Below are 13,858 nucleotides of genomic sequence, written 5' to 3'. Positions count from 1 at the left end.
TTCCTGCGCCCAGATGAGACGTTCAGGAGACGAGCTTGACGGCGAACAGGTCGGAACCACCTGGGCCCATCTCCCCGCGGGTCGCTGCGCGCATGTAGTAGCCCACCACGTCTTGCCCGTCCATGCCCTCCAGGAAAAAGACGCCGAAGCGGATTACCCTCACTTCGGTTCTGCCATTTCCCGGATCGTCATTAGGATCGATGAGGGCAATCTTGCATACGCGCGGGCTGCTATCGCCAGGGTAGCGCGAGCCGGCGATGTGGTCGCCGTCCCAATAGGCCCCTGGGTCCAACGCCAGGATTTCGTTTACACCTTGACTCGTGGGCCCCTGCATGTTGCCGGGCTCCACCAACAGCCAGTCGCCAATCTCAACCTTGCAAGAGGCCCCATAGATGAGATTATTCCGGTACGCATCTGCTCCCCGAACCGGGTTGCCTCTGTTGAGTGGCGGAAAGCAGATCGGATAGTGCCAGCTCCCCTGGGTTCCGCCGTGCCCGTGCGGGCTGGTTTTGAGCACCACCCGGTCGCCCACCTGCCAATGCTCATCGGGCACGGCCCAAGGCTTCAGCCCGTAGGTGCTGCGTACGGTGCCGCACATGGCCGTCGCCTCTGCGGAAACGTTCACCCGCCGTAAGCCAATGAGCTGCAAGAAAAAGAGGTTGACAGGCCGCGTGACGGAGACATGAACTTGGTTGGCCGCCGGAAAGGATACCTCGCCGGCGTTGAGCTGCAGTGACCGGTTCTGCAGCTTGTTTGCACCGAAGGTCGCCACCGCGTAAGAGATGGCCCTCTGCTCGTTCTGAATGAGTCCGCGTGCCCCACTCAACGCCGCCGCATCCACCGCCGACTGCAACTGCGTGCGCGAGGAGAGAATAGAGCCCAAGTCAATGGCCATTCCCGCGCAACACAGAAACACAAACATCATTGCAGTCGCAAGGGCAAGAGCGCTGCCTTTCTGATCGCCGAACAGGCCCTTCACCTGTCGCCCACCGCCACCCTGCGTTCGGTGACCTAAGGCCTCCGTACAGACTTGCTTGCCACCCTGCAGCACCTCTTACCCTCCGCGTCCTCATTCATAACGCCCGCCGCGCTCCGTCCTCCTCCCATCCTCACCGCACCACAACGCGGCCTGTCAACTTCTCCATCCTCTTAGTTGCAACAGCTGTGCCACAAATGCGCAGCCAGCAAAACGCATTGTTCTTCAAGACCTTACAAAGCCAACCGCGAATCCTCTTCCTCCTTCCAGGCGGAGCATTTCATGCGCTTGTGCAGCAAATGCTGCGTACTAGATCCATCTTCGTTTCCGCACAGAACCATTGGTCCGGAGCCGATCACGGATGCGAGGCCACATCAGGAAATCAGTTTCACACAGAAGAGGTCCGAGCCCCCGCCTCCTATCTCACCGATCGTGGCCGCACGCATGTACCGCCCCACAAGCGACTGCCCCTGCATCCCTTCGATGAAAAAGACGCCGAAGCGCACGACCGTCACCGTGCCGCGTCCTGGCTCCGGCAGCGCGTTAGGATCGATGAGCGCAATCTTGCAAATGCGGGGGCTACTGTCCCCAGGGAAGCGCGACCCCTGAATGCCGCTTTCGCTCAACCAGGCGTCAGGGTCCATGGCCAAGAGCTGTTCGACGGCTTGCCGCGTGGGCCCCACCATGTCCCCGGTTTCCACCAGAAGCTGGTCGCCGATTTCGATGGAGACTTGCGAGCCGTTCAGTATGGCCTCCTGATAGGCGGCCGCCCCAGTAATCGGAGTTCCCTTGTTCAACGGCGGAAAACAGACCGGATAACGCCAGCTCGGCACCTCGCCCTGGGGCCCCGCTTTTAGCACGACCTCGTCACCGGGCGCCCAGTGGAGGTCCGGTACTGCCCATGGTTTCATGCCTACGATCTTCCGCGCCGTACCCAGTGCGGCAACGGCCCGCGCCGAGATGTCCACACTCCTCATTCGAGCCACTTGCAAGAAGAAGAGCTGCACACTTCGGGTGACGGACACCTCCACCTGTCCCGGCCCAGGGAACAACACCTCATCCGCTCCAAGCCAGAGTTGGCGATTCTGCATCCTGTTGCTGGCAAACACGTGCTGGGCTGTGGTAATCGCCGACTCCCGACCATTGAGCAGGCCACGTGCGCCGGCCAGGGCAGCAGCATCGGCGGCCGCTTGCAGCTGGGAGCGGGCCACCAGAATACCCCCCACGTCGATAGCGAGTCCACACACCAACAATGCAATGAACAGCGCCACCGCTGAGACCGCCAGGGCCGAGCCGCGCTGGTCATGCCTTGGTCCCTGGCAATGCAACCAGTTTCGCTGCCTGCGCACCTCAAAACAACAGGAACCCCGTGCGGAGCCTGCCTTTGGTCTGGTATGCATTTCGTGAAAACCTCCACCTGGTGGGAGCCGGGGTCGATATTACCGCGCCCCTGTGCCCAGAAGGGAAAAGGACATTGCTGGGAAAGGACTCCTCGACTGCGTATCCGCTTGCGCAATCCTTCCCCTCTCGCCCGCCAGGTGCCCAAGACTTTTTGTCTTTTTCTGCCCCGTGCCCTAAAGCCGCGTGCGTGCGGCTCCGCCGTGACAACCGCAACCCACAGCTGCAATAGCGCTGCCGACCTGTGTCTCTGGACGCCACCCTCCGGCGCCCGTCTTCACGCTTCCCTTCACCGCCCCTGTCGCCTCTTGGTGGTGTCCACCGCCACCGCCCATCTTCACTCACCATCCAGAGACCAAGGCCGTGGCCCTGCATCGCAGTACCGACCACCCCTCACCACTCCCTCGACCCCCATCCCTCGGCTGCCGATACTCCTGAGGAACGCGCCGAGCGTCCCTTCTCCTTGTGCCTCACCTTCCGGCCAGGAGGGTTGCGGTTGTCACAGAACCGTGTCCTCCGCGCCCGTCACCTCACCACCACCCATCACAGCGCGGCTCACCTTGCGGGCCGCTCTTTTGGCTGCAACACTTATGCCAAAAAGAAAACGCACTTGTTTTTGTGGAAGTTAAAAAGCGGAGCGTCGGGCAATGCCCCTCACGGAAAGAAGGATTTGCTGCTCTCCCGCAGGAAATGATGCGCTGGTAAATGAGAGCTCACGCTAAGCCGTACTTCTCCAAGCGGTAGACAAAGGTGGGTTTGGAAATCCCGAGGAGGCGCGCCGCTTGCGCCTTATTCCCCGCTGCTCGCTCCAAGGCCTGCTTCAACAGACTCTTCTCCAATTCCTCCAAGTCAATCCCCTCAGGAGGAAGGGCAAAAAGCCGGTCGGTGGCTCGCTGGCCTTCCACCCGCACAAAGTCCAAATGCTCTGGCAATAGTTGCTCGCCATCGTGGATTAGCACTGCCCGCTCGATGACGTTCCGCAGCTCCCGCACGTTGCCTGGCCAGGGGTAGGCCTCAAGCAGGCGCGCGGTCTTCTCAGGTATGCGCACAAAGGACTTTTTGAATTTTCGGGCGAACTCGTTGAGGTAAAGCTTGGCCAACGGGAGGATATCCTCCTTGTGTTCTCGCAGAGGGGGCATGGCGATGTGCGCCACGTTGAGGCGGTAGTAGAGGTCTTGCCGGAACCGCCCTTCACGCACCGCACTCTGTAGGTCCTGATTGGTGGCCGCGATGATCTGCACGTCCACGTGGATCTTCTCTGTGCCTCCCACACGGTAAAACTCCTGGCTCTCGATGACGTGCAGCAGCTTGGCCTGTTGACTGAGCGGTGTCTCGGCAACCTCGTCCAGAAAGAGCGTACCTCCATGCGCCAGCTCGAATTTGCCCGCCTTGCCCTTGTCCAGTCCACCGGTGAAGGTCCCCTTCTCGTAGCCGAAGAGCTCGCTCTCCCACAGGTTCTCCGGGATCGCGGCGCAGTTGACCACTACGAACGGATACTGGAAGCGGGGCCCAAGGTAGTGAATGGCCCGCGCGATGAGGTCCTTGCCCGTGCCAGTTTCGCCGGTAATGAGCACGGTGGCACCGGGGACCTTGATGAGTTTATCCACCATGACCATGATGTCTTTCATCGCCGGGCTCTGACAGACGATCTGGTCCAAGCGGTTTCGCTCCACTTCCACGCGCCTGAGCTGCTCGATTTCCTGCTTCAGGGCGACGCGCTCAGCAGCCTTTTCGACCGTGTGGAAGAGGTTATCCCGGCTGATGGGCTTGGTCAAATAGTCGTAGGCGCCCAGGCGCATAGCGCGGACCACATTCTCGGGCTGCCCAAAGCCGGTGATCATGATGCACGGGACATCCTCGTATTTGTCCCTCACCTTTTCTAAGAGCGCGAACCCGTCCATCCCCGGCAGACCGATGTCGATGAGCAGGATATCCCACCGCTCGCGCTCCATGTATTTGAGCGCCTTCTCGCCGCTCTCCACCCCGCTTACGCTGAACTTGCCTTGTAGCGCGGTGATGATAGACTCGCGCATCAGCGGGTCATCTTCGACCGTCAGTACGCGAATCCTTGCCTTGATGGGGTTCTCTGCCATTATGACCTCGTTCTGCTCAGGTTACAGGGAATTGTATGCGTACCACGGTCCCTTTCCCCGGGGTGCTGCTGATGTCAATCGTGGCACGATGCGATTCCATGATGCGATGAACCACCGAGAGCCCCAAACCCACGCCCTCGTGCTTGGTGGTAAAGAATGGGTCGAACACCCGGCGCAGGTTTTCCGGCGCAATACCGATGCCCGTGTCCTCGAATCCCACTTCTACGGCCTGGCTTCGCCCTTGGCGCACGCGGCGCCCCCAGATGCGGAGTCGCCCCCCACGTGGCATCGCCTGCACGGCGTTGAGGACAATGTTGACAAAGGCCTGGCTCAATTGCGAACCGTCGGCCTGAATGGCCGGCAGGTTTTCCTCCCATTGTTGCGTAACTGCAACGCGGGCGTGTCGCAGATTGGTCGCCATCATCTTCAGCACGTTTTCTACCACGTGCGGCACGTGCGTCGGCTCGAAGCTCGGCTCTGCAGGTCGGGCAAAGTCCAGGGTGCGCTGGACGATGCTTGAGATACGATTGACGGCCTCCATGCTGCTTTCCACCACATGCCGCTGCTCGTCGGTCAGCTGGGTGCACTGCAAGAGGTGGTCCAGATTGAGTTGGATGCTCCCCAGCGGAGTGCGAATTTCGTGGGCGATGCCGGAAGAGAGTTGGCCCAGCGAGGTAAGCTTGTCTACACGCTGCAAATGGCGTTCGATGCGTCTCTTTTCGCTGACGTCCCGCAGATACAGAAAAAGGGCTGACTGGCCCTCATACGTGCCGTGAACTACATCCAGTTCCGCTTCAATTTCCTTCCCATCATACGCGTGCAAGGTCAATGGCATGGGGCTGACGGCACCTTCCCCGGTGAGTTGAGGCGTGCCTACGACTTGACCCCGCACCTCCTCTGGCAGGAACGCGAGCCCGTCGCGGGCTAGCTGCTCCAGGTTCGGGCAGCCGAGCATATCCAGCAAACGCTGATTGGCAAAGCGCACCGTATGCTCCACCACGATCGCCACCCCGTCGCGTGACTGCTCCACCAGGGAAGCATAGCGCTTCTCCGACTCCTCGATGCGCTGAGCCATCTGGTGCAAGCGCTCCAGCGCCTCATTGAACGCGGTCGCTAAGGTGCCCAGTTCGTCCTTGCCAGAGACTTCCACTCGCGAAGCAAAGTCTCCGGCGTTGCGAATCGCCGACACCTGTTCCACCAGGCCATTGATACGCGTGATAACCAACTTCTGAAAGAGGGCCATGACGATGAAGGCGATGGCCAAGCCTACTACGGTATTGGCGAGGAGCGCAAGGAGGAGCGTCTGTTCCCGGCGGGCTAAGAAGACTTTGGGGCTGGCAACCTCAAGCTGGAGCTGATCACTGGCAACACCGGCAATGCCACCGCGCGCCACCAGCTCGCCATCCACCTCCTCCACCTCTACGGCTGGTGACCACGGGCCCCTCCCTGGCGCGCGAAATGTGATCCGCATCTGCATCGGCTCGGCCAGCTCGGTTCCCAGTCGTTCCAGGGATCGACCAACCATAACCCTGCCCGCTTCCCCTTGGGCCAACGCAACGAGAAAAGAGCCACACTCGGTGACCACAAACCCGGAAGTGTCGCGCCCAGCGGGTGGAACCTCTCTGCCAAGCCGTTCGGCTGCCTCAGAGACGCACGCGGGGGGTAGGCTCGAGTCGGGGAACAGCACACGCATGCGGGCAACGGCAGGGCCTTGCAGGAGCGCCACAAAGTCATATGGGAGCGGCACGCCTTGCTCACCGAGCAAACCGTCCCTCTGCCACACCGTGTGCTGCAGCGCCGGCCCACTCTCTACCAGGGCCTGAGCAAGCCGGCTGAGGCTGCCCCGTTCCTTTTGGAGCAGAGCCTCGGCACGGTGAAAGTTGGCCTCCGCACAGTCCTGCTCCACTTCCCGGTGGTAGCGCTCGATCCGCAGGCGCAAGATGCCGTACTCCACCGTGGTAAAGAAAAAGATCAGCACTGCCAGCAGCAGGACGATCGTTGCCTGAAGCTTCACCGCGCGCCTCGCCCTCATTCTCCACCGCTTCAATCGCGGCGAACGCCCGTCACCACATCTTCTTCACAAAGCTGTTGTTATTTACGGACATCAGCCCCACTTCGCGGAGAAGCAGAGGTACACCCAGGACGTGATCCTGGAGCAGACGGCTCAGAGGCTTAGCCAGCGGTTGACCTTGACCAGGAAGACGTTCTCCGAGCGGGTGTCGAAAAGCGCGCGCCCTTCCCGCAACAGCGAAAATGTACCTTCGTCGTCGAGACTTGTCCGGCCTTGTGACCAGACCAGGAAAAGCGTGGAACCTGGCCGATACTCCCAGCGCAGAAGGAGGTTGCTGCGGAACTGTCGGAAGTTGAAGTTGGGGTTGTCGGGATACTCATAAGGGGCATAGCGCTGCGCATAGTCCGCGGCTCGCGGCGCAATCACCTTGCGAAAATGCGAGTACGCGCCCGCCGTCAAAAAGGGCATGCCGTAGTACTGCAGGCTAAGGGTGGGGGTGAAGGTGTAACTAAGCCTGGTAGTGAGGAAAACCGTTTTCTGCGTGAGCCGGCCGAAGACATAGTCAGTGCATTCTCCCCGCGTGATGGTGTCCACATATTGCCGGTCATCCACCGCTGGAACGATTCCTACACTTAACTGCGCCTGCATCCGCCCACTTGGACGCAGAGTCACCGAGGGCATGATGCGGAGCTGGCGACTGCCATGCTCGTCGCCCTCCCACATGATGCTAAGACTGGCCGCGATCGCCTTTCGCTCGTCAGTAAAGAAACGGGCAAAGATTCCAAACTCTTCCGGCACCATAATAGCCGGCCCTCCGCGCAGGCTCGAAGGGGAAAGGTGGGCACTGTGGACATTGCAGCCCAGGTGCCCGCCCCAGTAGTTGAGCAGGCGAAAATGGTAGTTGGCGCTGCCGCCCAGTCCCAGCGCCTCCCCGCCGAAATTGGTCACATGCCAAAGGTTCAGATTCATGCCATAGTCCCGCAGCACCTTACCGGGCTGGAACCAGTGATACCCCAGGAAAGCAAAGTTCACCACAAAGTCCGCCTCGCGCTGATAGCCAAGGTCGTTGACTTCGAATCCTGGGCTGCGCACAACCCCTCCTGCTCCATACGACCAGTTGCCTCCCGCCATTTTGCCAACCAGGTAGGAGAAGGCAACACCAGACAGCGTGGTGCGGGTGGAGTCAAAGCGGACATGCGGAGCGTCCGGGCGTTGGAAGTAGCGCGCTGAACTGGTCTGCGCCTCGGCAATTGCCTCGTGGGATCCGCGTATCTGACTTGCCGCCAGTTTGAGTTCCAGCATGAACCGATCCCGACTCCAACGGTGGCCAAAATCTATCCCGCCAGTGAAGGCCTGCCTGTTTAGGCACTGCACGGAGGGGGCATCAAGGTGGCGCGTCACGCTCGTCACCATCGTCCCCAGGGTTGTCCTCCCCTTGCGAAAATCCTTTTGCGTGCGGAACACCAGATAATTGGTACGCGGCTCAACGGTCTCGGTGAAACGTCGGCCCTGGTCCTCAACCTGCGCCACCTCGCGGTCGGCGAGTGCCTCCAAGAACCCTATGGACCATCCGTGCTTGCTCTTGCCCGTCACCTTGCCGGCGAAGAGAATCGTGGTGAGGCGGGGCATGTCCACGTACCCTTCTTCAGAGACATCAGGGGAAAGCTGCGGCGCACGACCTATGCGCCGCGAGTAGAAAAGTGTCTCATTGCCCATCTCGCCATCGCCGATTCCGACGCCAAACCTGAAAATGTCGTTCCCCTCCAAGAAAAAGGGTCGCTTCTCCTCGAAGTAGCTCTCGTAGGCGGTAAGGTTAAACTCCGACGGGTCTGCCTCCACCTCCCCAAAGTCAGGATTGACGGTGAGGTCAAGGGTGAGGTTGGAAGTGACTCCATATTTGATGTCCCCGCCCAACGTTCCTACCCGCCGGCTTGGCGTGAAAAAGGGGTTTGGTTCATCTGGAAGGTATCGTTCCAGGCGGCCCACAGCGTAGGGCAACACCTGCAGGCGACGGGGCGGGGGGACGTCATGAATCCCCTGCAGTTCACCAAAGAGGGCCACCACGCTGTTGGCATTGCGTGGAATCGGCGCCCAGAGATCTAACTCGTTCTTGCGGCTGATGATTCTGCCCACCTGAAAGCCCCAGCGATGGTGCCCCTGGGGAAAGCGGAGCTGGCTAAACGGAATGCAAAACTCTGCCACCCACCCCAGAGAGTCGCGGCTTACGGCGACATCCCACACCGCATCCCAGCTCGTGTCTTCGTTTACATCTCCTGAGCGGTACACATCGCTCCGCGTGCCCGCCGGGTTGACCCCGAACTGGAATGCGGTGCGATGATCGCCATAACTATCAACAGCAATGAAGATCCAATCAGAAGGTGATTCGACGTCCCTGCGCGTGAGCAACCCACGGACTTTGCCCGGCTCGGAGTCAAAGGCGCGCACGGCCACATACAGGTGCTCGTTGTCGTAGGCGACCTGGAAGGTGGTCCGCTCCGTGGCGGGCGCTCCCTCGTCTGGCTCGTGTTGCACGAAATCACTGGCCACTGGGGCCAACTGCCACACGGATTCATCCAGGCGCCCATCTATCCGCACCTTTCCCCCCTCGATACGCACCGCCTGTGCTATCCGGGGCGATGTGGACTCCTCTTGGCGCTGCTCTGAAGCAGCCGGGCCTCCCACCAACACCATGACAATGCCGAGTAAGACCGTGACTCGTGGCACGAACTTGCGCATAGTTCTCCTTTTCCTCCTTCGATCGTACACGCCTTTAGACGCCATCTAAGGGCAAAAGGTTACAAGCATTCTCCAAACAGGGCGTTCACGTCGTCGACGTCCGAAGCCCTTCGGCCGGGGAAAAGAGGAGACGTCCATTGGCCTGGGGTGGCGAATGCGGTCAGAGAGGCACGCTCCGGAGCCATCCCTACAGGTCCCTACTCACCCCTTTTTTGCACTTTTTGGCGATGGGCCCTAAAGCTTTTGCCCATTGGTACACTAACTCTGCCTTTCGCGCCCGGGCGGACTCCGCGGATTCCCTTCCTCCCGAGAGCAACCTCGGTTGAGAGCCATGACGGCCTCGCAAGGTGACCACGGGGTCTCCTTCCCACAAGAGCGCACCCGCATCCCTTCGCTCGCCAGTGCTCACCTATGAGCAGAAGGCATGTCTAGAAACGGTTGCCATAAGAGAGGGACTTTGAACGTCTTCTCTCCCCCGCCCTTTCGACCGGGAAGACCCTCACATCATAGACGGGAACCAAGGATGGTCATCCGCTTCTCGCTGCGATGTTATCACCACGGAATATCGGTCAGAGGGTTGGGAACGGCGTTCGCCTCGCCCCACGACCCATTGGACACTGGGGAAGGTGGTTGCCCTTCTCGCGGGGGCGGGAAATTGTCCTTGAAAATACCGGTCGAATTCGTTAGATTTGCCTCACAAGGTAGAAGTTTGAGCGACAGAAAGGCTCATGGCCAGAAACCGAATACATGTGCTCCCCGAGTATGTGGCGAACAAGATAGCCGCCGGCGAGGTGGTAGATCGCCCCGCCTCGGTGGTGAAGGAGCTGGTGGAGAACGCCTTGGACGCGGGGGCACGCCAGATCGATATCATTGTCAAGGGGGGCGGCAAACTCCTGGTGCAAGTGATAGACGACGGCTGCGGGATGAGCCCAGAGGATGCTTCACTCGCCTTCCAGAGGCATTCCACCAGCAAGATCGCCACAGCCGCTGACCTTGAGAGCATCACTACGCTTGGCTTTCGCGGCGAAGCTCTGGCCAGCATTGCCTCGGTGGCCCGCGTGGAGCTCCGCACCGCAGAGCCTGGGGCAAGCGAGAGCACCGTGGTCCGCGTAGAAGGCGCCACGATTGTCGAAGTGGGGAAAGAGGCCTTTCGCCAGGGGACCTCGGTGGCAGTGAAGAACCTTTTCTATAATACGCCCGCCCGACGCAAGTTTTTGCGCGCCGACGAAACCGAGTACCGCCACATCCTCACCGTGCTCAGCCGCTTCACCCTCGCCTTTCCGGAGGTGGGATTTTCGCTCATCAACGGCGACACGGAAGTCTTTTCCCTCACTCCGGCCCCAATGGAGGCGCGCGTGGCTGCGGTACTGGGAGGACACCTGGCTTCTGCGATGGTGCCCGTAGAGGACAAGAGCTCCGCCATCCGTATCTACGGCATGGTCGCCAAGCCGGAGGCAGCGCGCAAATCGAGGGGCGACCAATACCTATTCCTCAACCGCCGGTACGTGGTGGATCGGGCCTTGAACCACGCTGTGCTGTCTGGATACGGAGAGAGTCTGCCGCGGGGCCTCTACCCGAGCTACGTGCTCTTCCTGGAACTTGACCCTCGCCGGGTGGACGTAAATGTCCATCCCACAAAGACTGAAGTAAAGTTGGCTGATGCCCAGTTGGCTTACGAACTCCTGCGTGGGGCGGTTCGCCGCGCGCTCACGAGGAGGGCAGAAGCCTCTACGCGATCAGACGGTGGCAGAGTCATCGTGCCGCACATGCCCAGAGCACAGACAATGCCCCGTTCACTGGAGCTTTTCTCTTCCCCAAGTTCACTCGGTGACACCACTCAAATACAGCAGTCCCCCCAGCCTATCCAGCTACAGTCTGGCCTTGTACCTCAGGCTGTCGACCGTCCAAGCGTATGGCAGTTCCACGACACCTACATTCTGTCTGAGGTCAAGAGCGGGCTGGTGATAATCGACCAACATGCTGCCCACGAGCGCATTCTCTTTGAGCAGGCTATGCGCAACTTGGGCAGCTCCAGGCCGGCATCGCAGCAGCTGCTGTTCCCGCAGACGGTGGAGCTTTCCGCCGAGCAATACGAACTCCTTACGGAGATGCTCCCGTTTCTGGAAATGCTTGGCTTTGTCATTCGCAGCTTTGGCCGGCAGACGGTGGTGGTCGAGGGCGTTCCTTCTGGCTACCGTGGCGGCGACGAAGCGCGCCTGCTCATAGAGGTCATCGACGAATACCGTGAAAATCGCCGCTCCGGCATCGAGATGCGCGAGAGTGTGGCCAGGTCGTACGCCTGCCATGCGGCCATTCGGGCGGGCGAGCGCCTCTCGGTGGAGGCGATGCATGCGCTTATCGACCAGCTTTTTGCCACAGAGAACCCCTACTACTGTCCCCACGGGCGCCCCACGGTGGTCAACCTTTCGTTGGAAGAGTTGGCGCGCCGTTTCCAAAGGCAATAGGGCTTTGTGTTGAGAGGCGAGCAATCACAACCGATTGTTCCTGTGATCGTCGGGCCGACCGCTGCGGGCAAAAGTGCTCTGGCGCTTCGCCTTGCGCAGAGGTGCGGTGGCGAGATCGTCTCGGCCGATTCCCGCCAGGTGTATCGCTATTTGGACATTGGCACAGCCAAACCCACTCCCGAGGAGCGCGCCCTTGTCCCGCACCATCTTATCGATGTCCGTTTTCCGGACGAATACTACAGCGCGGGGGAATACGCACGCGACGCCTCCGCACGAATCGCAGAGGTGCTTGGGCGGGGGCATCTGCCCATCGTGGTGGGTGGATCCGGATTCTACATCCGGGCTCTCACCGATGGGCTATTCGGCCCAAACATCCGCGACCCCGAGTTGCGCGAGCGGCTCCGCCAAGAAGCAAGAAAGGATGGCCTGGGCCCCCTTTGGCGGCGCCTTTGTGAAGTAGATCCCCAAGCTGCCGAGCGACTCCACCCCAACGATGCGCAGCGCATCATCCGCGCCCTGGAGGTCTATGAGTGTACCGGCATCCCCCTGTCTGAGCACCAGAGGCGACATCGACCCGAGACCCCCTTCTCCTGGTGCTTCATCGGATTGCGCTGGGCAAGGGCTGAATTGTACGCGCGCATCGACCGGCGCGTAGACCAGATGATGGCCCAGGGTTTCGAAGAAGAGGTGCGCCGACTGGAACAGATGGGCTATGGGCCTGAACTCAATAGCCTGCAGACTGTGGGGTACAAAGAGATGTTCGCGCTTCTGCACGGCGAGCTCCAACGCGACGAGGCGGTGGCTCTGATTAAGCAGCACACTCGCAACTATGCCAAAAGGCAGCTGACCTGGTTCGGACGGGACGCACGGGTGCAGTGGATCGACATGACCACGGGCACAATGGCAGACTGCGAAGAAAAGGCATGGGCTATCGTGACGCGCTGCGCCGAAAAGGGAAATTTTCCCCTTGACATTTGAAAAAAATTCTATAACTTTATACATGACAATTTCCCATACTTCCTCGAGAGGCGAATGTAGCTCAGCTGGTAGAGCACTGGCTTCCCAAGCCAGGTGTCGCGGGTTCGAATCCCGTCATTCGCTCTATTTTTTATCGGTGGCGCGCCAAGATTGTGACCGCCATCACGCCCCCAGTTCCTCCGGATGAAGAAATTTGCATTGGCCGTGAGCGACGACGGTGGCTGACGGGCCGTCGCCAATACGGCACTACAGTTCAAGGCTGTGAACAAGCGAAAAGGAGGAGCACCATGAAAGCGGTCCGTGGCATACTCGTATGCGTGGTGACACTGAGCGCCACAGTAGCCTGGAGTCAGTATGTGACCCAGCCCATTGGCGCGGCCGGGAACATCGACTGGAGCAGGCAAGTGATTCGCGCTACTGGTATCGGCGCGCCGAACCCTGACCATCCGCTCGCAGCGCAGCGTGCGGGGGCGATCGAAGCTGCCAAGCGCGCAGCCTTCCGCAATCTCCTCGAGGCCGTTCAGGGAGTCCAACTCACCTCAGAAGTCACCGTCCGCAACGCCATGGTCGAAAACGATGTCATCAACACTCGGGTGCAGGGTGTGCTCCGGAACTTCACGATAGTGGACACAAAGTACATGTCCACCGGCGACGTGGAAGTGACGGTAGAGATGCCGCTGACCGGTGCCTTGGCCGATGTGCTGCTGCCCACTACAGTGGGTGGAGGTGTCTACCCCGGTGCTGCCCAGCCGCTGTGCCCCATGTGCGGTCAACCGTGGCCTGCGGGTAAGCCAGTTCCCCCAGGCGTGCAACTCATTCAACCTGGCGCTCCTGGCGTGCAAGCAGCCCCTGGGGCCGCCGCTTACACCGGCCTGATCATCGACACCAAAGGTTTGGGCGTCCGCCCAGCCATGGCGCCCAAGGTACTCGACGAAAACGGCCAGGAGGTGTACGGCTCGAAATTCGTCAGCCGCGACTGGGCGGTGCAGATCGGCATGGTGGGCTACGATAAGGACATCAATCGCGCCCGCAGCAACGAGCGCGTGACCAACAACCCACTGGTGGTAAAAGCCCTCAAGGCGGCGGGTGCCAACAAGGCAGATGTGGTCATCTCCAACGCCGATGCGGCTGCCATCCATGCCGCCTCCAGCACCCAGAGCTTCTTGGATAAGTGCCGGGTGATGTTCATCGTCGACTGACG

General features: G+C 60.4%; 8 protein-coding genes and 1 tRNA gene. 4 read left to right on the top strand and 5 right to left on the bottom strand.

Annotated features, from left to right (window positions below; all coding sequences use genetic code 11):
* Positions 1 to 22: 22 nt before the first annotated feature.
* The 5 genes from ONB25_06190 to ONB25_06170 form a co-directional block, all read right to left on the bottom strand.
* A complete protein-coding gene (locus tag ONB25_06190) occupies positions 23 to 1,051 on the bottom strand; it encodes a pilus assembly protein TadG-related protein (protein MDZ7392467.1) in 1,029 nt (342 codons plus the stop codon).
* Between the two features lie 299 nt (positions 1,052 to 1,350).
* On the bottom strand, positions 1,351 to 2,376 hold the full coding sequence (locus ONB25_06185) for a pilus assembly protein TadG-related protein (GenBank protein MDZ7392466.1): 1,026 nt from the start codon (positions 2,374 to 2,376) through the stop codon (positions 1,351 to 1,353).
* A 711-nt stretch (positions 2,377 to 3,087) separates the two neighbouring features.
* Entirely contained in the window at positions 3,088 to 4,467 is a 1,380-nt protein-coding gene (locus ONB25_06180) for a sigma-54 dependent transcriptional regulator (GenBank protein MDZ7392465.1), read from the bottom strand.
* Between the two features lie 16 nt (positions 4,468 to 4,483).
* Complete coding sequence (locus ONB25_06175) at positions 4,484 to 6,481, bottom strand: ATP-binding protein (protein MDZ7392464.1); 1,998 nt, start codon at positions 6,479 to 6,481, stop codon at positions 4,484 to 4,486.
* Positions 6,482 to 6,631: 150 nt separating this feature from the next.
* A complete protein-coding gene (locus ONB25_06170) occupies positions 6,632 to 9,214 on the bottom strand; it encodes a carbohydrate binding family 9 domain-containing protein (protein MDZ7392463.1) in 2,583 nt (860 codons plus the stop codon).
* Positions 9,215 to 9,942: 728 nt separating this feature from the next.
* Between ONB25_06170 and mutL the strand changes: the two genes are divergently transcribed.
* The 4 genes from mutL to ONB25_06150 all read left to right on the top strand — a co-directional run bounded on the left by mutL (position 9,943) and on the right by ONB25_06150 (position 13,856).
* On the top strand, positions 9,943 to 11,679 hold the full coding sequence (mutL, locus tag ONB25_06165) for a DNA mismatch repair endonuclease MutL (protein MDZ7392462.1): 1,737 nt from the start codon (positions 9,943 to 9,945) through the stop codon (positions 11,677 to 11,679).
* A 6-nt stretch (positions 11,680 to 11,685) separates the two neighbouring features.
* Positions 11,686 to 12,657 (top strand): tRNA (adenosine(37)-N6)-dimethylallyltransferase MiaA, encoded by a 972-nt coding sequence (gene miaA, locus ONB25_06160; protein MDZ7392461.1) that lies wholly within the window; start codon positions 11,686 to 11,688, stop codon positions 12,655 to 12,657.
* 50 nt (positions 12,658 to 12,707) lie between these two features.
* Positions 12,708 to 12,780 (top strand) — tRNA-Gly (locus tag ONB25_06155).
* A gap of 164 nt (positions 12,781 to 12,944) precedes the next feature.
* Positions 12,945 to 13,856: an LPP20 family lipoprotein gene (locus tag ONB25_06150; GenBank protein ID MDZ7392460.1), complete on the top strand. Its 912-nt coding sequence runs from the start codon at positions 12,945 to 12,947 to the stop codon at positions 13,854 to 13,856.
* The last annotated feature ends 2 nt before the right edge of the window (positions 13,857 to 13,858 follow it).

It is taken from the genome of candidate division KSB1 bacterium (assembly GCA_034506335.1).
Taxonomy (GTDB): domain Bacteria; phylum Zhuqueibacterota; class Zhuqueibacteria; order JANLFK01; family Oleimicrobiaceae; genus Oleimicrobium.
Note: the sequence above shows the minus strand (reverse complement) of the source record. Positions and strands in the feature narration are given on the sequence as shown.

Coding starts and splice junctions, on each gene's coding strand:
- ONB25_06185 (MDZ7392466.1), bottom strand. CDS start 2,376: ATGCATACCAGACCAAAGGCAGGCTCCGCACGGGGTTCCTGTTGTTTT.
- ONB25_06180 (MDZ7392465.1), bottom strand. CDS start 4,467: ATGGCAGAGAACCCCATCAAGGCAAGGATTCGCGTACTGACGGTCGAA.
- ONB25_06170 (MDZ7392463.1), bottom strand. CDS start 9,214: ATGCGCAAGTTCGTGCCACGAGTCACGGTCTTACTCGGCATTGTCATG.
- mutL (MDZ7392462.1), top strand. CDS start 9,943: ATGGCCAGAAACCGAATACATGTGCTCCCCGAGTATGTGGCGAACAAG.
- ONB25_06150 (MDZ7392460.1), top strand. CDS start 12,945: ATGAAAGCGGTCCGTGGCATACTCGTATGCGTGGTGACACTGAGCGCC.